General features: G+C 68.7%; 15 protein-coding genes and 1 tRNA gene. 12 read left to right on the top strand and 4 right to left on the bottom strand.

Annotated elements, in window-relative coordinates:
* The first annotated feature begins 80 nt into the window (after window positions 1-80).
* The 11 genes from ACXRVZ_RS19815 (at window position 81) to ACXRVZ_RS19765 (ending at window position 16,195) form a co-directional block, all read left to right on the top strand.
* Entirely contained in the window at window positions 81-935 is an 855-nt protein-coding gene (locus ACXRVZ_RS19815) for an AAA family ATPase (RefSeq protein WP_458232741.1), read from the top strand.
* On the top strand, window positions 935-1,159 hold the full coding sequence (locus tag ACXRVZ_RS19810) for a hypothetical protein (RefSeq protein ID WP_457425871.1): 225 nt from the start codon (window positions 935-937) through the stop codon (window positions 1,157-1,159). Before ACXRVZ_RS19815 ends, ACXRVZ_RS19810 begins: the two co-directional genes overlap by 1 nt.
* On the top strand, window positions 1,156-1,752 hold the full coding sequence (locus ACXRVZ_RS19805; protein WP_457425873.1) for a GNAT family N-acetyltransferase: 597 nt from the start codon (window positions 1,156-1,158) through the stop codon (window positions 1,750-1,752). The genes ACXRVZ_RS19810 and ACXRVZ_RS19805 overlap by 4 nt, the downstream gene beginning before the upstream one ends.
* Window positions 1,749-3,791 carry a S9 family peptidase gene (locus ACXRVZ_RS19800; protein WP_458232740.1) on the top strand — a complete coding sequence of 681 codons (2,043 nt, stop codon included), beginning with the start codon at window positions 1,749-1,751 and terminating at the stop codon, window positions 3,789-3,791. Before ACXRVZ_RS19805 ends, ACXRVZ_RS19800 begins: the two co-directional genes overlap by 4 nt.
* A 134-nt stretch (window positions 3,792-3,925) precedes the next feature.
* On the top strand, window positions 3,926-5,620 hold the full coding sequence (locus ACXRVZ_RS19795; protein WP_457425877.1) for a serine/threonine-protein kinase: 1,695 nt from the start codon (window positions 3,926-3,928) through the stop codon (window positions 5,618-5,620).
* Complete coding sequence (locus ACXRVZ_RS19790; RefSeq protein WP_457425879.1) at window positions 5,617-6,864, top strand: OmpA family protein; 1,248 nt, start codon at window positions 5,617-5,619, stop codon at window positions 6,862-6,864. Before ACXRVZ_RS19795 ends, ACXRVZ_RS19790 begins: the two co-directional genes overlap by 4 nt.
* Before the next feature lie 182 nt (window positions 6,865-7,046).
* A complete protein-coding gene (locus ACXRVZ_RS19785; RefSeq protein ID WP_457425881.1) occupies window positions 7,047-8,159 on the top strand; it encodes an EAL domain-containing protein in 1,113 nt (370 codons plus the stop codon).
* Between the two features lie 137 nt (window positions 8,160-8,296).
* Window positions 8,297-9,205, top strand: coding sequence for a matrixin family metalloprotease (locus ACXRVZ_RS19780; RefSeq protein ID WP_457425883.1), 909 nt, complete (start codon window positions 8,297-8,299; stop codon window positions 9,203-9,205).
* A 38-nt stretch (window positions 9,206-9,243) separates the two neighbouring features.
* Window positions 9,244-10,434 (top strand): vWA domain-containing protein, encoded by a 1,191-nt coding sequence (locus tag ACXRVZ_RS19775; protein ID WP_458232739.1) that lies wholly within the window; start codon window positions 9,244-9,246, stop codon window positions 10,432-10,434.
* On the top strand, window positions 10,434-12,242 hold the full coding sequence (locus tag ACXRVZ_RS19770) for an autotransporter assembly complex protein TamA (RefSeq protein WP_458232738.1): 1,809 nt from the start codon (window positions 10,434-10,436) through the stop codon (window positions 12,240-12,242). Before ACXRVZ_RS19775 ends, ACXRVZ_RS19770 begins: the two co-directional genes overlap by 1 nt.
* A gap of 8 nt (window positions 12,243-12,250) precedes the next feature.
* Window positions 12,251-16,195: a translocation/assembly module TamB domain-containing protein gene (locus tag ACXRVZ_RS19765; RefSeq protein WP_457425889.1), complete on the top strand. Its 3,945-nt coding sequence runs from the start codon at window positions 12,251-12,253 to the stop codon at window positions 16,193-16,195.
* A gap of 175 nt (window positions 16,196-16,370) precedes the next feature.
* Here the strand turns inward: ACXRVZ_RS19765 and ACXRVZ_RS19760 are convergent, their stop codons facing one another.
* The 4 genes from ACXRVZ_RS19760 to katG form a co-directional block, all read right to left on the bottom strand.
* Entirely contained in the window at window positions 16,371-16,718 is a 348-nt protein-coding gene (locus ACXRVZ_RS19760; protein ID WP_457425892.1) for a GFA family protein, read from the bottom strand.
* Window positions 16,719-16,720: 2 nt separating this feature from the next.
* A complete protein-coding gene (locus tag ACXRVZ_RS19755) occupies window positions 16,721-17,185 on the bottom strand; it encodes an SRPBCC family protein (RefSeq protein WP_457425894.1) in 465 nt (154 codons plus the stop codon).
* A complete protein-coding gene (locus ACXRVZ_RS19750) occupies window positions 17,077-17,523 on the bottom strand; it encodes an ArsR/SmtB family transcription factor (RefSeq protein WP_457425896.1) in 447 nt (148 codons plus the stop codon). Before ACXRVZ_RS19750 ends, ACXRVZ_RS19755 begins: the two co-directional genes overlap by 109 nt.
* A gap of 108 nt (window positions 17,524-17,631) precedes the next feature.
* The gene (gene katG, locus ACXRVZ_RS19745; protein WP_457425898.1) at window positions 17,632-19,845 is read right to left on the bottom strand and encodes a catalase/peroxidase HPI; all 2,214 of its coding nucleotides are present in this window, start codon (window positions 19,843-19,845) and stop codon (window positions 17,632-17,634) included.
* Between the two features lie 188 nt (window positions 19,846-20,033).
* Here katG and ACXRVZ_RS19740 point away from each other — a divergent pair.
* A tRNA-Arg gene (locus tag ACXRVZ_RS19740) sits at window positions 20,034-20,108 on the top strand.
* Window positions 20,109-20,247 lie beyond the last annotated feature (139 nt).

The following is a 20,247-nucleotide window of genomic DNA, read 5'->3' as shown; positions in this document are numbered from 1 at the left end:
GAGGTCGGGTTCTGGTAGCGGCGGCGATTATAGGAGGCCTCCTATACTGAATCGGACTCCCCCCAGCCCCGGTTTTCCCCATGAAATTCCAAGGTTCCGACCAATACGTTGCCACCGCCGACCTGATGCTGGCGGTCAACGCCGCGGCCACGCTCCAGCGGCCGCTGCTCATCAAGGGCGAACCCGGCACTGGCAAGACCATGCTCGCCGAGGAGGTGGCGGGCGCCCTCGGCATGCCACTGATGCAGTGGCATATCAAGAGCACGACCAAGGCCCAGCAGGGCCTGTACGAGTACGACGCCGTCAGCCGGCTGCGCGACAGCCAGCTCGCTGGCATCGAGGGCAGCGACCGCGTGCGCCACATCGAGAACTACATCGTCAAGGGCGTGCTGTGGCAGGCCTTCGAGGCCGACGAGCCGGTCGTGCTGCTCATCGACGAGATCGACAAGGCCGACATCGAGTTCCCGAACGACCTGCTGCGCGAGATCGACCGCATGGAGTTCTACGTCTACGAGACGCGCCAGCTCATCAAGGCCAAACACCGGCCGCTGGTGTTCATCACGTCCAACAACGAGAAGGAGCTGCCGGACGCCTTCCTGCGTCGCTGCTTCTTCCACTACATCAAGTTCCCCGATGCGCAGACGATGCAGAAGATCGTCGACGTGCACTTCCCGACGCTCAAGAAGGACCTGCTGGCGGCGGCGCTGAAGAACTTCTACGACGTGCGCAACCTGCCCGGCCTGAAGAAGAAGCCCAGCACCTCGGAGCTGATCGACTGGCTGAAGCTGCTGGTGGCCGAGGACGTGCCGGTGGATGCGCTGCAGGCCAAGGACGACAAGGTCAGCATCCCGCCGCTGGTGGGAGCGCTGTTGAAGAACGAACAAGACCTGACGCTTTTCGAGAAGCTGGTCTTCATGCAGAAAAACAACCGCTGATGTCACAAGACTTTGATCGCGCGCTGCGCGAAGGACTGGCCGACGCCGTCGGTTTCGTCGGTGGGGCGCTGGCCGGCTGGTGGCTGGGCCGCCTGTTCGGCGTCGACTTCATCACGAGCGATGAATGGAACGCTCAGCAGATGGGCGCCCTGGTGCTCATCGTCGTGGGCTGCGGCGTGGGCCGCTGGGCGGCGCGCAAGGTGATGCTGAAAGACCGGCCATGAAGCCCGTGCTGCCGGTCACGCTGGCGGCCGGCCCGATACGCCTGGTGCCGCTGACGCTGGACCATGTGCCCGGCCTGCACGCCGCCGCCGCAGACGGCGAGCTGTGGAACCTGCGCTTCACCAGCGTGCCGGCGCCGGACGAGACCCGCGCCTACGTCGAGACCGCCCTGGCGGCCCAAGCCGCCGGCCACCGCCTGCCCTTCGCCGTGCTGGACGCGGCCACCGGCGAGGTGCTGGGCTCGACCAGCTATCACGACATCGTGCCGGCCGTCGAGCGCGTCGAGATCGGCTACACCTGGTATGCCCAGCGGGTGCAGCGCAGCGCCGTCAACACGACGGCCAAGCTGCTGCTGCTGACCCATGCCTTCGAGACACTGGGCGCAAAGCTCGTGGGCTGGCGCACCGACAACTTCAACCACGCCTCGCAGCGCGCCATCGAGCGCCTGGGCGCCAAGCGCGACGGCGTGATCCGCCACCACGCGCTGCGCCGCGACGGCACGGTGCGCGACACCGTGATGTACAGCCTGACCGTGGGCGAATGGCCCGAGGTCAAGGCACACCTAAATTGGCAACTGAGCCGACAGCGAACATGAACAACAAGACCAAGGCCTTCGATGTCGATGCACTCTGGGCCTTGGATCGCATCGGCGAGCCCAGTCTCTGTCCCGATGGCTCCCAGGCCGTGGCCGGCGTCACCCGCCATTCGATGGACAGCAACAAGGCGCAGACCAGCCTGTGGCTGTTCTCGACGCTGGGCGGCGAGCCCCGGCGGCTGACCGAAGCCGGCGAGAAGGATGGCAACCCGCAATGGAGCCCCACGGGTGAACTGATCGCCTTCACGGCCAAGCGCGATCAAGGCGGCGAGCGCGATGAAGAGCCACAGCTCTACGTCATCGCGCCGGACGGCGGCGAGGCGCGGCGCGTGGGTCAGGTGCCGACTGGTGTCGAGGCCTTCAAATGGTTTCCAGACGGCCGGCGCATCGCCTTCGTCTCATGGGTCTGGCCCGACCGCAAGGCCGCCGTTCAAGGCCAAATGCTGCGCGACTTCAAGGCCCGCAAGGAAACCGCCTACGTCACCGACGAGGCGCTGTACCGCTTCTGGGACCACCACATCCCGATGGACCGCGTGCCGCATCTGCATGTGATGGACGTGGCCACGGGCAAGGCGCGCGACCTGTTCGAGGGCACGGCCCTGGAGCTGAGCCGCGCCGAACCGGACGTCAACACCTTCGACATCTCGCCCGACGGTCGCCGCATCGTCTTTGCTTTCGACCCGGCGGCCGAGAAGAAGCTGGACGGCCGTTACGCGCTGGCCGAGATCGACCTGAGGACGCGCCGCGTGCAGACGCTGTTGCAGGACGGCGACTGGCATTTCGCCGCGCCGCGCTACAGCCCTGGCGGCGCCCACCTCGCCTTCCTCGCCAGCCACCAGGCGCTGGGCCACAACCGGCCCGACCAGCTCGCCGTGCTGGACCAGCGCGGCAACTGGGCCGTGTTCAGCGACGACTGGGACCACGAGGTCAGCGCGCCGCTGCGCTGGGCCGCGGACGATCAGTCGGTGCTGTTCGCCGCCGAGGACCGCGGCCGCCGCCACCTGTGGCAGTTCGTGCTCGGCGAGCGCCTGGCCGAACCCATCTTCGAGGGCGGCCATGTCGGCAGCTTCTCGCTGACGGCAGACTTCGTCGTCGTCAACCACGACAGCGTGCAGTTCCCGCCACGGCTCTCGGTGCTGGGCGAGGACGGCCTGCGCCGTATCGAGTCGCTCAACGACGCGCGCCTGGCCGCCCATGCCTTCGGTCGCCACGAAGAAGTGACGATCAAGGGCGCACGTGGCGACGACGTGCAGATGTGGCTCATCTACCCGCCGGGCTTCAACGCCAAGAAGAAGCACCCGGTCATGCACGCCATCCACGGCGGCCCGCACACCGCCTTCGGCGACAGCTGGCACTGGCGCTGGAACCATCAGGTGTTCGCGGGCCAGGGCTATGTCGTCGCCTGCGTCAACTATCACGGCTCGTCCAGCTTCGGCCACGAGTTCCTGGACTGCATCACCGGCCACTGGGGCGAGTACGAGCTGCAGGACGTTGAGGCCGGCACGGACTGGCTGCTGCAAAAGCGCTGGGTTGCAGCGAAGCGCATCGTCGCCACCGGCGGCAGCTACGGCGGCTATATGGTGGCGTGGATGAACGGCCATGTGAAGGCCGGCCGCTACCAGGCCTATGTCTGCCACGCTGGCTGCTACGACTGGCAGGCCATGTACGCCGACGACGCCTACAGCTGGCACCGCAAGGAGCTGGGCGGCGCCTACTGGGACGACCCGGCCCGCATCGCCGCGCAGAGCCCGCACACGTTCGCGCAGCACTTCAAGACACCCACCCTGGTCATCCACGGCGCGCTGGACTACCGCGTACCCGATGCCCAGGGCCTGGCCTACTACAACACGCTGAAGTCGCTGGGCGTACCGTCCCGCCTGGTGTGGTTCCCGGACGAGAACCACTGGGTGCTGAAGCCCCGCAACAGCCGGCTCTGGTACGGCGAGTTCTTTGCCTGGCTGGCGCGTTACGCCGGTCAGCCGCCCGCCGGGCAACGTGCGCCCGGCCCCCGCGCCAGCGGCGGGGTTGGCTCTGCATAATCAGCAGAACCTCGACCCCAGCCCTGCTCCATGCCGATCCAGTTCCGCTACACGCTGCATGCCGCCAAGCTCGAGGTGGGGTTGCCCGGGTCCCCGAGCCTCCATGAGGCGCCACCGTCCGGCCGGGCGCGGCAATGAGCGACGCGGCTGGCGATCCGTCCGGGCATAACGCCCCGAACGTACCGGAAACTCCGGAAGAGCCGGACGAGCCCACCGTCATCCTGGCGGCCAAGTTGACGCCGGGGCACACCCTCCCGCCCGGCACGCGCCTGCACGACTACCGCATCGACCGGGTGCTGGGCGAAGGCGGTTTCGGCATCGTCTATCTCGCCACCGACATCGCCCTGGAGCGACAGGTCGCCATCAAGGAATACCTGCCCTTTTCGATGGCCACACGCGCCGGCCAGTCGCTGACGGTGCTGGTCAAGTCGCCCAGCCACCAGGAGACCTTTTCGATCGGCCTGAGGAGCTTCGTCAACGAGGCCAAGCTGCTGGCCCGCTTCGACCACCCGGCGCTGGTCAAGGTGCATCAGTTCTGGGAGGCCAACGGCACCGCCTACATGGCCATGCCCTACTACCAGGGGCCCACACTGAAGGCCGCGCTGACCAAGCTCGGACGGCTGCCGACCGAGAGCGAGGTGCGCGCCTGGCTGATGCCGCTGCTGGATGCGCTGGAGGTGCTGCACAAGGAGCACTGCTACCACCGCGACATCGCGCCGGACAACATCCTGCTCACCGACCACGGGCCGCTGCTGCTGGACTTCGGCGCCGCACGTCGCGTCATCGGCGATCTCACGCACGCGCTGACCGCCATGCTCAAGCCGGGCTTTGCGCCCATCGAGCAATACGGCGACATGCCCGGCATCAGCCAGGGCCCCTGGACCGACATCTTCGCGCTGGCCAGCGTGCTCTACGCGGCCATCAGCGGCGGCCGCACGGTGGCCTCCGTCGAGCGGCTGCTCAACGACGGGCTGCGCCCGCTGTCCACCGTGGCGGCTGGTCGCTGCGGCAACGCCTTCCTCGCTGCCATCGACACCGCGCTGGCCATCCACCCCAAGGACCGCCCGCAATCCATTGCCGAGTTCCGCGCGCTGCTCACCGCCGACGACACGCAGGTGCTCGATCTGTTCGAATTGCGGGCGCTGGGCGCGCCATCGGGCAGCGAAGCAACGATATTGATGCCCGACTTCGACCCGACCCAGTCGGTGACGGGCAACCCCTTGCTGATGCCGCGGGAGCCCACGGCACCCGCGCCACCCGCGCCCCGGCCGCCACCGCCCGCCCCTGCCCCCAAGCTCGCGCCTGCGGTCCCGCCCCCACCCCCGGTGCTGCCCGCCGCGCCTGCGCCTCGCCCTGCATCTGGCGCTGTGCCCGCGCCGCCCATGCAGCGCCGCACCCTCGTCCTGAGCCTGGCGGGCGCGGCGGGCCTGGCCTTGGTGGCCTGGGGCGGCTATGCCCTGCTCTCCACACCGGCACCCTCGCAACTGCCGCCATCACCCGCACCCGCGGCATCAGCCGCGCCGGCTCCCGCAACGGCGCCGGCCGCCTCCGCCCCCCAGCCAAGCTCTGCGGCCTCAGCCGCGGCCACCCCCGCCTCCTCCGCCGCCTTGCTGCCGCCCGCACCCACGCCGGCTTCTGCGCCGGCACCCACACCCGCAGCCTCGGTGCCGACACCCGCTCCAGCACCGGCAGCGCCCAAGCCACGCGCCGCCGCCGTGGCTGCTCCCGCCGCCATGAAAGGCGCAAGGTGCAGTGATATTCTGCAAAAGGCCTCACTGGAGCCGCTGACAGCGAGTGAGGCCGCCTACCTGAAGAGGGAATGTCGATGAGTCGCGCCGGCCACACGAATCGCTTCAATTTTTCAGTGAGCCTGGGGCGTGCCGCCCTGCTCGGCTGCCTGACCCTGACGGCCCTGCTGGCCGGCTGCCTTGAGACGGCACCGAAACAACCCACGGTATCGACCAACGAGCTGTCCTTCAGCGAGGCCATCGTCGTCGCGACCGATGGCCTGGTGGCCCAGACGCAGAAGATGCCTGCCTTCCTGGCGAAGATGGAGTCCAAGATTGCCAAGAAGAGTGTCGTCGTGGATCCGACGATCGACGCGACCAGCGGCCAGCAGACCCAGGCCACGCAACTGCTTGAACGCCGCATCGGCGAGCGCCTGGCAGCACGCACGGAAGGCAGCTTTGAGCTGTTGCCCTTCAAGACCGAGAACCTGTCCAAGGTTCAATACCTGCTGACCGGCACATTGACCCGGCTGCTGGACGTGCCAGGCAAGCGGTCGTTGCAGATCAACCTGGCGCTGGTGGAGATCAAGACAGGCCGTGTGGTGGCGCAGGCCTCGGCGCTGGCCCGCGATGACGGCCTCAACCACACGCCCCTGGCGATCTACCAGGACAGCCCGGTGCTGGTGAAAGACAAGGTGGTCGACGGCTACATCAGCACGGCGTTGACGGCGCCGGGCGGCGCAGCCAACAGCCTCTACATGGAACGCGTCGCGGTGGCCAGCGTCATCAACGAGGCCGGCACCCTCTACAACGCCGAGCGCTACCCGGAATCTCTGTCCAAGTACCAGGAGGCCCGCACCCAAGCCGGCGGCGAGCAGCTGCGCACCCTCAATGGCATCTACCTCAACTATGTCCGGCTTGGGCGCACCGCCGAGGCCGAGGCCGCCTTTGGCCAGATCGTGGCCTACGGGCTGCGCTCCAACAAGCTGGACGTGAAATTCCTCTTCAGCCCTGGCAGCAGCTCGGAGTTCTGGTCCGACGCCAAGGTGAGTGGCGCGTATCCGATGTGGATCAGGCAGATCGCCAAGGAGAGCGCCGGCGCGCGGGTCTGCATGGTCATCGTCGGGCACACCAGCCACACCGGCTCGGAGCAAACCAATGATGCGCTGTCGCTACAACGCGCCAGCTTCATCCAGCAGCGCCTGGCGTCCGAAACCTCGGTGCTGGCCCAGCGCATCAAGGCCAGCGGCATGGGCTGGCGCGAGAACCTGGTCGGCAGCGGCAGCGACAACGCGGTGGATGCACTGGACCGGCGTGTCGAATTCCGCGTAGAACCCTGCCGTTGACGAGCCCCTCGCCCGGTCTTGCCGGATCGGCCGGCATGCACATCGCCTGACGGCCCGGCGCTCCGCCAGAAGGCAACGCCGACCCTCAACTCAGGGGAAGGTCGGATGCCCAGCGTCAGCGATGTGTTTCAGAATGTTCCCACCCTGACGCACGCACTGTGGCGAGGGGCTTGGGGGGATGAATGGGCAGTACGCCTTGGTTTCTGGAAAGCGTGGCCGCAGGCGGTTCGCGTGTCACGCATCGCATCGACCGCTTGCCGTTCTGCGTCGGCCGCGACGCGGGCAATGACCTGACCATCGAGGCTGCCGGCCTGTCGCGGCGGCATGCCGAATTGCAGGCGGACGACACCGGTGGCTTGCTGCTGGTCGACCTGGGCAGCACCAACGGCACCTTCGTGAACCGCGAGCGGCTGGCGGCCCCGCGGCCATTGGCGCCGAACGACATCATCCATTTCTGCAATGCCGAGTTCCGCCTGACGCACGGCGAGGCGCAGGCAGCGGCCACCTTGACGGAGCCGGTCCCGGACCCCACCAGGATGGTGGCGCAGAACGTCAGCCAGCTCAGCCAGAACTTCGTTCGCCACGAGGCCCAGTTCCTGGAGTTCCTGGCCGGGCGCGGCATGGCCGCAGCAGCGCAACCCATCGTCGACGCCCACACGGGCCAGCTGCTCGCCTACGAACTGCTGGGGCGCTGCACGCACCCCGAGCTGCCGGGCTCGCCGATGCACCTGTTCATGATGGCCGCGGCGCTGCGGCGCGAGGCCGAGCTGAGCGCGGCGTTCCGGTCCTATGGCGTGGAGGCGCTCGCGCCCAAGGCCCAGGGCCTGGGCGTCTTCGTCAACACCCACCCGACCGAGACCTTCACCGACGAGTTCTTCGACTCCCTGCATGGGCTGCTGGCCCTGCCCGGGAGCCCGCATCTGGTGGTGGAGGTGCACGAAAGCGCGGTGGTCGAGGTCGAGCGCATGCGCGAGCTGGCGGCGCGCCTTGGCAGCATCGGCGTGAAGTTCGCCTACGACGACTTCGGTGCCGGCCAGGCGCGCCTGAACGAGCTGGCCGAGGTGCCGGCGCATTTCGTCAAGTTCGACATGGGCATCGTGCGCAACCTGCACAAGGCCAGCGAGCGCAAGCAGCGCATGGTGCGTGACCTGGTGCGCATGGTGCTGGAGCTGGGCTCGGTGCCCCTGGCCGAGGGCGTGGAGCAAGAGGAGGAGGCCCAGATCTGCCGCGACATGGGCTTCCGCCTGATCCAGGGCTATCTCACGGGCAAGCCCGTCATGGTGGACAAGCTGTAGCCGCCAAGTCGCGGCGCAGCGGCGGCGGCGCAACGCTCCCCGCAGACGAGGGTGTGTAGGCAACGTCCTACAGACGGAGAATCCGGAGCAAAGGCCATCCCTAGGGCGTGGCCCTTATCAACTTCGGGGGGATCCACATGAAAAACAACTGCCTGGCCGCCATCGCGGCCGCCGCACTGAGCCTGGGCGCCGGTGCCGCCAACGCGCTCAATATCGTCTTCGACTACAGCCTGGACACGCAGAACTTCTTCACCGCCGACAAGCGCCGCACGCTGGACCAGGTGGCCTCGATCTTCGAGAACAACATCACCACCCATCTGGCGGCACTGACCAACGTGAACGTGGCCACGTCGGGCATGAGCTACACCGACGACTACACCCACCAGACGACAATCTACCCGGGCAGCGCGATCCCGACGACGCACCTCAACATCGCCGCTGACACGCTGGTCTTCTACGTTGGCGCCACCGACCTGCGCGACAGCGCCGTTGGTCTGGCCTGGGTGGGCACCGCCTATCCCGGCCGCAGCGCCAACGGCAAAAGTTTCGGCTCCGGCTGGGGTGGCGAAATCCTGTTCGACACGACCCAGGATCTGTCCAGCCTCGGCTACAACGGTACGTATCCCTACACCGGCCAGACGCGCGCCCGTGACTGGTATGCCGATGCCGACATCCGCACCGTGGAGGCGATGGGCAGCACGCACCTGCCCGTGGACCCTGCACACCCCGCCAACGGGTACTGGAACCTGAGCCAGCTCGACTTCGCCACCGTTGCGATGCACGAGATGGGCCACGCGTTCGGGCTGAACCACAGCAGCGTCGCAGGGGACTCGATGTACCCCTACGTCAGCGACGGCCGCACTTTCTTCACCGCCAACGACTGGACCGCCATGCGCGCCGAAGGCTGGACCGTCACGTCGCTGACGCCCAACCTCTACGCCGTCGTCGACGTACCCACGGCCGTGCCAGAGCCCGCCAGCTACGCGCTGATGCTGGCCGGCCTGATCAGCGTCGGCGCGGCCGCACGACGTCGCCACAAGCGCTGACAACAACGCATGGCCCGACTCCGCATAATCTGCGGGCCATGCTGATCCAGTTCTTCTACACACTGCGCGCCGCCAAGCTCAAGGTCACCGTCCCGGAGTACCTGACGCTGCTGGAAGCCCTGCAGGCCGGCGTCATCGCCTCGCCCGAGGACGGTGGCGTGGCCAGCATCGACGACTTCTACACGCTGGCCCGCGCCTGCCTCGTCAAGGACGAGACCCAGTACGACAAGTTCGACCGCGCCTTCGCCGCCTACTTCAAGGGCGTGGAGATGCTGACCGACTTCACCGCCGAAGTGCCGCTGGAGTGGCTGAAGAAGAACCTGGAGCTGAACCTGACGCCCGAGCAGAAGGCCGCCGTCGAGAAGATGGGCTGGGATGAGCTGATGGAGACGCTGAAGAAGCGTTTCGAGGAACAGAAGGAGCGCCACGAGGGTGGCAACCGCTGGATAGGCACCGGCGGCACCAGCCCCTTCGGCAACGGCGGCTACAACCCGCAAGGCATACGCATCGGCGGCCAGAGCGGCGGCAAGAGCGCCGTCAAGGTCTGGGASCAGCGCGCCTACMRSGACTACGACGAYRSGCTSGAGCTSGGCACGCGCAACATCAAGGTSGCSCTGCGCCGGCTGCGCCGCTTCGCCCGCGAGGGGTCAGACCTTGAGCTGGACCTGGACGGCACAATCCACGGCACGGCCGCCAACGCCGGCATGCTGGACATCCGCATGCAGCCCGAGCGCCACAACAAGGTCAAGGTGCTGCTGCTGATGGACGTGGGCGGCACGATGGACGAGCACGTCAGCCGCGTGGAAGAACTCTTCAGCGCCGCCAAGACCGAGTTCAAGCACCTGGAGTTCTATTACTTCCACAACTGCGTCTACGACTTCGTCTGGAAGAACAACCGGCGCCGCTTTGCCGAGAAGCTCAACACCTTCGACCTGATCCGCAAGTACAACCGCGACTACAAGCTGATCTTCGTCGGCGACGCGACCATGAGCCCCTACGAGATCCTGCAGGCCGGCGGGAGCGTCGAGTACAACAACGACGAGCCGGGCGCCGAGTGGATACAGCGGCTCACGCACGCCTTCCCCCGATACGCCTGGATCAACCCCGAGCCGCAAGGCGTCTGGCAGTACCGGCAGAGCATCGCGCTGATCCAGCAGCTGATGCAGCAGCGCATGTTCCCGCTGACGCTCTCCGGCCTCGAAGGCGCGATGCGGCTCCTCAGTAAATGATGCGTCTCCCCTTCGCCCTGCTGCTCGTGGCGGTACTGAGCGGTTGTGCGACGAAAGCGCCAACGCCGGCGCCAGTCCCCGCACCCGATGTGCCAGCCGACGCCCCGGCCGTCTACAGCCTCGCCATCGAGGTCGAGGACGACTACCGCGACAACCGGCTGCGCGACCTGCTGCAGCAACACCTGGACATCGCCCGCTACCGCGCCAGCGAGGCCGCGCTGAGCCGCGTCGAGCTGGCGCGCCTGGCCGCTGCCGCGCCGGCCCAGGCCGCGACGCTGCTGGAGACGCTGGGCTACTTCAGCGCGACGGCCGACGTCGAGCGCAAGGCAGAGGACGCCTCGGCGCTGCGCCTCATCGTCAAGCCGGGCCCGCGCACACGCGTGACCAAGATCGAGCTGGAGTTCCAGGAAGGCCTGGCCGCCGACGACGCCAAGGCGCTGCGCGACAACCTGCGCAAGGCCTGGTCGCTGGAGGAAGGCGACCCCTTCACGCAGGGCTACTGGTCCTCCGCCAAGAACGACCTGCTGCTGCGGGCGCGCGCCGACGGCTTCCCGCTGGCGCGCTGGGGCGAGACGGCCGCGCGTGTCGATGCCGACGCGCACACCGCCGAGCTGCGCCTGGTGCTCGCCAGCGGCAACCGCGCGCGCTTCGGCACGCTGCGCATCGAAGGGCTGAAGCGCCAGAACCGCCAGGCCGTCGAGCGCCTGACCGGCTTCCGCCACGGCGACGCCTATACCGAGCAACAGCTCACCGAGTTCCAGGAGCGGCTGGCCAAGACCCAGCTGTTCGACTCGGTGCGCGTGCAGCTGCAGCCCGAGACCGTCGAGGCCGATGGCAGCAGCCCCGTGCTGGTGACGCTGACCGAATCGGCGCTGCAACAGGCCACGGTGGCGGTGGGCTATCACGCCAACAACGGCCAGAGCATCAGCGTCGAGCACCTGCACCGCCAGCCCTTCGGCCTGGGCCTGCGGGCGCGCTCCAAGGTGCAACTCAGCCGCGACCTGCGCGGCGTCGAGCTGGAGCTGAGCTCCCACCCCCAGCCCGACCTGAAGCGCAACCTCGCGTCCGTCCAGTTCGAGCAGGACCGCAGCGGCGACACCATCGCCACCAACCTGGGCCTGCGCCTGGGCCGCATCTATGAATCCACCCGCGACGACCGGCTCAGCTATGTCGAGCTGCTGCGCGCCCGCGAGACGACTGGCAGCGAGGTGAACACCAACCTGGCCGTGTCCATCAATCAACAATGGATTCGCCGCCGGCTGGACAGCACGCTGCTGCCCACCGACGGCCACCAGGGCCTGCTGCTCGTGGGCTTGGGCCAGGTGCGCGGCGGGGGCAGCGACGACAGCGGGCCGTTCGGCCGCATGCAGGTGAAGCTGGGCGTCTACAAGCCCTTCGGTGGCTGGTTCACCTCGGCACGCGCCGAGGTCGCCCAGGTCCTTGCGAAGGAGCAGGTGGGCGTGCCCGAGAAGCTGCTCTTCCTGGCAGGTGGCGACGAGTCGGTGCGCGGCTATGCCTACCGCAGCCTCGGGCCGGTCGAGAACGGCCTGACCGTGGGTGGCCGTGTCATGGCCACCGGCAGCCTGGAAGTCGCGCGGCCCATCATGGCTAGCTTCCCGGCACTGTGGGGCGCCGTGTTTGTCGACGCCGGCAATGCCGCCTCGCGCTGGCAGGAGTTCCGACCCGTCATCGGCTACGGCGCCGGCGTGCGCTGGCGCAGCCCAGTCGGCCCGTTGCGTGTGGACTTGGCGCGGGCGCAGGAAACCGGCAAGTGGCGTTTGCACTTCTCGGTGGGGATCACGCTGTGAGGCGCTCCGTGCGAATCCTGAGGGCCACGCTGATAGCGCTGGCCGCCATCGTCGTGCTGGCCGCCGCCTTCATCGCCTGGCTGCTGCAGCGGCCCTCCGGCGGCGCCTGGCTGCTGGCCCATCTGCCCGGCGTGCAGATCGAGGAACCCCAGGGCTCGTTGATGGGCAACTTCAGCGCTCGCCGCCTGCTGCTGAAATGGCCGGGCGGCGAGGCCGAGCTGCGCGGGCTGCGCTGGTCGGGCCTGGGCGTCAGCCCCAGCCTGGGCGTGCTGGCCGCACAGGAGCTAGCGGTGGACGAGGTCCTCATCCGCACCCAGCCCAGCACCAGCCCGACCCTCGAGCCGCCAGAGCTGAGCCTGCCGCTGGGCGTGCACATCGCCAAGCTCCATGTCGGCAAGCTGAGCTGGTCGCCCGACCAGCCGCCCGTGCAAAACCTCGCTGCCGAGATCAACCTGCCGCGCCGAGGTACCCACCACATCAAGCTGACCGGCGCGCGCTGGCAGCACCTGTTGCTGGCCGGCGAGGCGAAGATCGAGACGGCCGCGCCGCTGCAGACCGAAGCCACGCTAACCATTCAACAGAACGAAGCGACCGACCTGCCCTGGCTGGCCGTTGCCGCTGCGCGCGGGCCATTGGCCAAGCTAACGGCCAAGGCCGAGCTGGAGGCCGCGCACCAGACGCTGAAGGCCGAAGGTCAGGTGCAGCCTTTCTCGCCCTGGCCCGTCAACGCGCTGCTGCTGCAGGCCGACAAATTCGACCTGTCCGCCGTCATGCCCGGCCTGCCGCGCACGGCGCTGACCGGCAGTGCCAAGCTGGCCGCGCCCGCCCGCGACGCCGAGGCCACGCTGCAGGCCGAGCTCCGCAACGACGGCGCCGGCCGCTGGGACCAGGGCGCCCTGCCCGTCAGGCAGCTCAAGCTGGCCCTGGCCGGCCGGCCCGACCAGCTCACCAGCCTGCGCCTGACGACGCTGGACGCCGAACTCAACGGCGGTGCTCGCGTGCAAGGCCAGGGCCAGCGCGGCGCCGACGGCCGCTGGCAGCTCGACGCCCGCGTGCAAGGCCTGCGCCCCGAGCTGCTGGACGCGCGTGCCGCACCGGCCAAGCTGGACGGGCCGCTGGCACTCTCCGGCGGCCCCAACCTGCCATTGGCCGCGAAACTGGACCTGCGCGGCACGCTGGAGCAACGCCCGTTGCGCGTGCAGGCCCGCGTGCAGGGGCGCCTGCATGAGCAGGGCAGCAGCTGGCAGATCGAGGACGCGCGGCTGAGCAGCGGCGATGCCGAGCTGCAAGCCAGCGGCAGCATCGAGGCGCCGCACGCGGGCCCGCCCGCCGCCAAGCTCAAGGCCCAGCTGCGCCAGTTCGACCCGCATCTGCTCTGGCGCGGCGAGCCGGGCTCGGCCTGGGCCCGCCTGCCGGGCACCACCCGGCTCAACGCCGATACCCAGCTCGACCTGCGCGGCAGCACGCTGGACAACCTGGCCGGCACGGCCGACGCCAAGCTGCTGCCCAGCCAGTTTGCCGGCTTGGCCGCGCAAGGCCAGTTCAGCGTCAAGCGCCCGCGCGCGGCCGACGCCGCCGCCTTCGATATCGACGCGCGCCTGGGGCAGAACCACGTGCAGGCCAACGGCCAGGCCCAGCCCAATGCCGTGACCACCCAACTCAAGTTGCAGGCGCCCAAGCTGGCCGAGCTGAACCCGCTGCTGGCGCTGTTCGGCCAGGGCCCCATCGCCGGCCAGGCCGATGGCGACGGCGACCTGCAGTTGCTGCGCGTGAAGCCCGTGTCGCTTGGCAAGGCCACACCCAAGACGATGCCCGCGGCGGTCTGGCAGCTGGGCGGCAGCGGCAACGCGACGCTGAAGGGCCTCAGCGCCAACGGCATCTCGGTGGACAGCGCGAAGGCCCGCTGGGCGCTGCCAACGCCGGGCACCGATGGCGATGCCCCGCTGTCCCTGCAGCTGGAAGCCGGTGGCGTGCGCGACAGCCAAGTGCAGCTCAAGCTCGTCAAGCTGGATCTGCAGGGCCGGCGCAGCGCCCACGAACTGAAGGCCCAGCTCGCCGGCCGCCTGCCGCGCGCCGACCAGGACTACAACCTCGGCGCCACGCTGCACGCCCAGGGCGGCTGGAATGGTCAGGCCTGGGCTGGCAAGCTGGTCAAGCTGGACATCGCGCCGCTGCGCCCCAACACGCCGGCCACGCTGGCGGCCAGCAACGTCGCCCTGCGCGTGGCCCTGGCCGACACCGGCCTGCAGGTCACCGCCGAGCCCGGCCGAGCCGAGGTGGGCGGCGCCCTCGTTCGCTGGCAGGCCTTGAGCTGTCGCGGCGGCGAGCGGCCCGAGGCGCGCGCCGACCTGCTGCTCGACGACCTGGCCGTGGCGCCGCTGATGGCACGCTGGCAGCCCGACTTCGGCTGGAGCGGCGACCTGCGAATCAGCGGCCACGCCTCGCTGCTGCTCAACGACAGGCTGACCGCCGAGGTGCTGCTGGAGCGCCAGAGCGGCGACCTGCGCGTGACGGACGAGTTCGGCACCCGGCCTCTGGGCCTCACCGACCTGCGCCTGGCGCTGAACGTGCGCGACGGTGTCTGGCAGGTCGCGCAAGGCCTGGCCGGCAAGGAGCTGGGCAGCCTGGGCGGCGCGGTGACGCTGCGCCCGGCCAAACTCTGGCCTGACGCCGCCACGCCCGTCGAAGGCGTGCTGCAGGCCAATGTGGCCGACCTCGCCACCTGGGGTCGCTGGGTGCCGGCCGGTTGGCGCCTGGGCGGCCGCGCGTCCGCCACCGTGCAGATCGGCGGCAAGCTCGGCGGCCCCGACCTGACCGGCCGCGCCGAGGGCGAGGCCATCGCGTTGCGGCACCTGCTCTACGGCGTGGACTTCAACGAAGGCCGCTTCACGCTGGACCTCAAGGGCCAGCATGCCGAGCTCACCATGCTCGAGGCGCGCGCAGGGGACGGCTGGCTGCGCGCCTCCGGCCGCGCCGAGCTGGGCGCCAAGCCCGCTGCCCACGTTGAGATCAAGGCCGACAAGCTGCGCGTGCTGTCGCGCGTGGACCGCCGCATCGTTGCCAGCGGCGAGGCCACGCTCGACCTCGACGACAAGGGCTTGCAGCTCGCCGGCAAGCTGCGCGCTGACGAAGGCCTGTTCGACTTCACGCGCGGCGACGCACCGACGCTGGCCGACGACGTGACCGTGGTGCGCAGCAGCCGCAACACCGGCCCGGTCGCCCCGCCCGCCCCCAAGGCGGCGCGCAGCACGCAGGTCAACGTGGCGCTGGACTTCGGTCGCGACTTCAAGGTGCGGGGCCGCGGCCTGGCGACGACGCTGCGCGGCCAGCTGCAGATCACGCAGAAGAGCGACGGGCCGCTGCGCGTCACCGGCAAGCTTGACGCCGACGGCGGCCAGTACGCGGCCTATGGCCAGAAGCTGGAGATCGAGCGCGGCGACATCACCTTCACCGGCTCGCTGGACAACCCGTCACTGGACCTGCTGGCCGTGCGGCCCAACCTCGATGTGCGCGTGGGCGTCTACGTCGGCGGCACCGCGCTGGCCCCGCGCATCAGCCTGTATTCAGAGCCCGAGATGAGCGACACCGACAAGCTCTCCTGGCTGCTGCTGGGCCGCGAGCCCGACAGTCTGGGCCGCACCGACACGGCCCTGCTGCAACGCGCGGCCTTGGCCCTGCTCAGTGGCGAAGGCGAAGGCGCCACCGGCAAGGCGTTGCGACAGCTGGGGCTGGACGAGCTGTCGCTGTCGCAGAGCGATGGCGACACGCGTTCAACAATAGTCCGCCTGGGCAAGCAGATCTCGCGGCGCTGGTATGTGGGCTACGAACGCAGCCTGAACGCGACGACCGGTTCCTGGCAGCTGATCTACCGCGTCGCCCAGCGCTTCACGCTGCGGGCGCAGAGCGGGGACGACAACGCGCTCGACTTGATCTGGCAGTGGAAGTGGAACTGAAGCCCCTCGCCCAGTCTTGCCCCGCTGAACGCGGACAAGCCTGGTCGGTCCCCCGAGGGGACGGCGATGCTTGCGGCATTGAGCCGCAAGCACATCGCCTGCGGGCCAGCTTGGGACGGCCCGGCGCCGGTCCGCGGTTTCATGCGCATCCGCATGAAGGGCTAAGTTCCGTCAGCTACTTCGACCGCCCGTCGTAGTGATGCACCGGCACCGCCCCCAAGTCGATGCCCTCGATGCACCGGATGTTGACCGCCGCCATCGCGCTGCCGTCCGGCGCCTTGCCTTCGCCATACGGGTGGATGCCGCAGTTGGGGCAGAAGACGTGCTGGATGACGTGCTTGTTGAAGGTGTAGCTGGCCGTGTCGCTCTCGGGCGTCAACAGGCGCAGCGAGGCGCGCGGCACGAACCACAGCAGCGAGCCTTTGCGCTGGCAGATGGAGCAGTTGCAGGACAGTCCGGAATCGACGTCGCCTTCGACCTCGAACTTGATGCGGCCGCAGTGGCAGCTTCCTTCGTGTTTCATCGTCAGGCCTCCTGGGGTGTGGTGAGCAGGCGGTCGATGTGCTCGAAGGCCATCAGCCAGCCGCGCTCATGGTTGACGCGGGCCTGCTCGTCGAAGAAGCGATCGTGCACGAACAGCGGCGTCGTGCCGCCGTCCTGCGCCGAGAGGTCGATGCTGACGCGCGACACGCGATCGGGCGTGCTGTGCCAGGCCCAGCTGAAGACGAGACGGCGTTGCGGAGCGATCTCCAGATATTCGCCGCCGACGTCGTTGGTCTGGCCGTCCGCCATGCGCGTGACGATGCGGTAGCGCCCGCCCACGCGCAGGTCGATCTCCGCCTCGGAGACAGCGCCGGGCTTGCCGGCGTTGAACCAGCGGCTCAGCGCTTGCGGCTCGGTCCAGGCGCGCCAGACTTTTTCGACGGCGACGGGGTAGTGCCGCTCGAGGCGGACCTGGGCGGGCGCCCGCTGTTCCTGGGTGCTTTGCATGGCGTGATTTCCTCTTGGTGGTGCAGATAGCGGCCGAGCGCATCGAGCTGCTCGTTCCAGAAGCGCTCGTAGCGCGAGATCCAGGCCGCAGCGGCCTGCATGGGTAGGGCGTCGAGCTCACAGCGCACGACCCGGCCTTCCTTGGCGCGGACGATGAGGCCGGCGGCTTCGAGCACGGCGAGGTGCTTCATGAAGCCGGGCAGTGACATGTCGTGCGCCTGGGCCAGCTCGCTGATGCTGGCGCTGCCCGCGTCCAGCTCCTCGAGCACGCGGCGCCGCGTCGCGTCCGACAGGGCGGCGAACACGAAGTCGAGGGCGGCATCTGTTTGATTAACCATTTGGTTTAGTATTTGACGCGCGCCGCCGTTTGTCAAGCCGGCAATGAAGAAGGGCCCGTGCGCCAAATCAGCGCACGGGCCCCGCGGGCACCAGACAGTGGGTGCGCCTCAGCGCAGGTCGAACCGGTCCGCGTTCATGACCTTCACCCAGGCCGCGACGAAGTCACGCAGGAAGGCGGCGTTGGCGTCGCTGGCGCCCAGCGCCTCGGCAATCGCGCGCAGCTGCGAGTTGGAGCCAAACACCAGGTCCACCACGCTGGCCGTCCACTTCACTTCGCCCGTGCTGCGGTCGCAGCCTTCGATGACCTCGGGTGAGGTCTCGGAGCGGCGCCACTTGGTGCGCATGTCGAGCAGGTTGACGAAGAAGTCCTGCGTCAGCACGCCGGGTCGCGTGGTTAGCACGCCCAGTTTCGACCGCCCGAAGTTGGTGTCCAGCACGCGCAGGCCGCCGATCAGCGCCGTCGTCTCCGGCGCGCTGAGGTTGAGCAGGTGGGCCTTGTCCAGCAGCAGCTCCGCAGCCAGCGCGCCATCCACGCCCGGCTTCAGGTAGTTGCGGAAGCCATCGGCCACCGGCTCCAGCACGGCGAAAGACTCAACGTCGGTTTGGTCTTGCGACGCGTCCGTGCGGCCCGGCGTGAAAGGCACGGCGATGGTCTGGCCGGCCTGCTTCGCCGCAGCCTCGACGGCGGCGCCGCCGGCCAGCACGATGAGGTCGGCCAAGGAGATCTTCTTGCCGCCCGCGTTTAACTGCTGCTGGATGGCTTCCAGCTTGGCCAGCACCTTGGCCAGCCGCGCCGGCTCGTTGACGGCCCAGTCCTTCTGCGGCGCCAGGCGGATGCGCGCGCCGTTGGCGCCGCCGCGCTTGTCGCTTCCGCGAAAGGTCGAGGCCGAGGCCCAGGCGGTGGAGACCAGCTCGGAGATGCTTAGGCCCGAGGCCAGCACCTGGGCCTTCAGCGCAGCCACGTCCTGCTCGCTGACCAGCGCGTGGTCGACCGCCGGCACGCGGTCCTGCCAGATCAGTTCTTCCTTGGGCACCAGCGGGCCGAGGTAGCGCGCGATGGGGCCCATGTCGCGGTGGGTCAGCTTGAACCAGGCGCGGGCAAAGGCGTCGGCGAACTGCTGCGGGTTGGCCAGGAAGCGACGCGAGATGGCCTCGTAGGCCGGGTCCACGCGCAAGGCCATGTCGGCGGTGGACATCATCGGCGCGTGGCGCTTGCTCGGGTCGTGGGCGTCGACGACCGCGTCGGCACCGGCGCCGTTCTTCGGCCGCCATTGGTGGGCGCCAGCGGGGCTCTTTGTCAGCTCCCACTCGAAGCCGTACAGCGTCTCGAAATAGCCGTTGTCCCAGGTCGTCGGGTTGGGCTTCCAGGCGCCTTCCAGGCCACTGGTGATGACATGACCTGCAATGCCCGTCTCGAAGCTGTTGGACCAGCCCAGGCCCTGCTCGATGAGGTCCGCGCCCTCGGGCTCGGCACCAACGTGCTTGGGGTCGCCCGCGCCATGCGCCTTGCCGAACGTGTGGCCGCCGGCCACCAGCGCCACGGTCTCCTCGTCGTCCATGGCCATGCGGGCAAAGGTCTCGCGCACGTCACGCGCCGAGGCGGCCGGGTCGGGGTTGCCGTCCGGGCCTTCGGGGTTCACGTAGATCAAGCCCATCTGCACGGCGGCCAGTGGGTTGGCCAGATCGCGCTCGCCGCTGTAGCGGCCGTTCGGCTTGTCACTGGTCGCCAGCCAGGCGCTCTCCGGGCCCCAGTAGATGTCGACCTCGGGCTCCCAGATGTCGGCCCGGCCGCCGGCGAAGCCAAAGGTCTTGAAGCCCATGGATTCGAGTGCGACGTTGCCGGTCAGCACGACCAGGTCGGCCCAGGAGATCTTGCTGCCGTACTTCTGTTTGATCGGCCACAACAGGCGGCGGGCTTTGTCGAGGTTGCCGTTGTCCGGCCAGCTGTTCAGCGGCGCGAAGCGCTGGGCGCCGGTGCCCGCGCCGCCGCGGCCGTCGGCCGTGCGGTAGGTGCCGGCGGCGTGCCAGGCCATACGGATGAAGAAGGGACCGTAGTGGCCGTAGTCGGCCGGCCACCAGTCCTGCGAGTCGGTCATCAGCGCGTGCAGGTCTTTGACGACGGCGTCGAGGTCCAGCGTCTTGAAGGCCTCGGTGTAGTTGAAGGCCGTGCCCATCGGGTTGGCGCGCGGCGAGTGCTGGTGGAGGATGGCCACGTTCAGCTGGTTGGGCCACCAGTCGCGGTTGCCCGGCGAGCCGGCGGAGGTGTGCTTGTGGCGCTTCGGGGCGTCGCCCGAGAACGGGCACTTGGGTTCGTTGGACATCGTTGCCTCCAGGGATGTGTACGGTGCGAGGCAGTCTAGGAGTCGACCCAGCGAGGATCAATGAAATCGTCCCAATGGCAGCGATAGCCAAAACTGCGGTCTGAAATGCTCACGCGGCGCTGGCCGGGCTGCGCGGCCGTGCATGCGAGAATCCGCGCCCTCGCACGGCAGCTGCCGCGCGGGTGCTGCTCTCCGTAGTTCAATGGATAGAACGGCCGCCTCCTAAGCGGCAAATGTGGGTTCGATTCCCGCCGGAGGGACCAGTCTTCATGGGTAAAAAGCGGCTACACGTATTTGGATTCCGGCAATTCCTGGCCGTTTGATCAGGTTATGCCGGAATATTTTTCCGGCAAAGATATGCCGGAACGCGACCCGAACGACCCTCTGCGCACTGCCATGGCA

Source organism: Roseateles sp. P5_E8, assembly GCF_054177665.1.
Note: the sequence above shows the minus strand (reverse complement) of the source record. Positions and strands in the feature narration are given on the sequence as shown.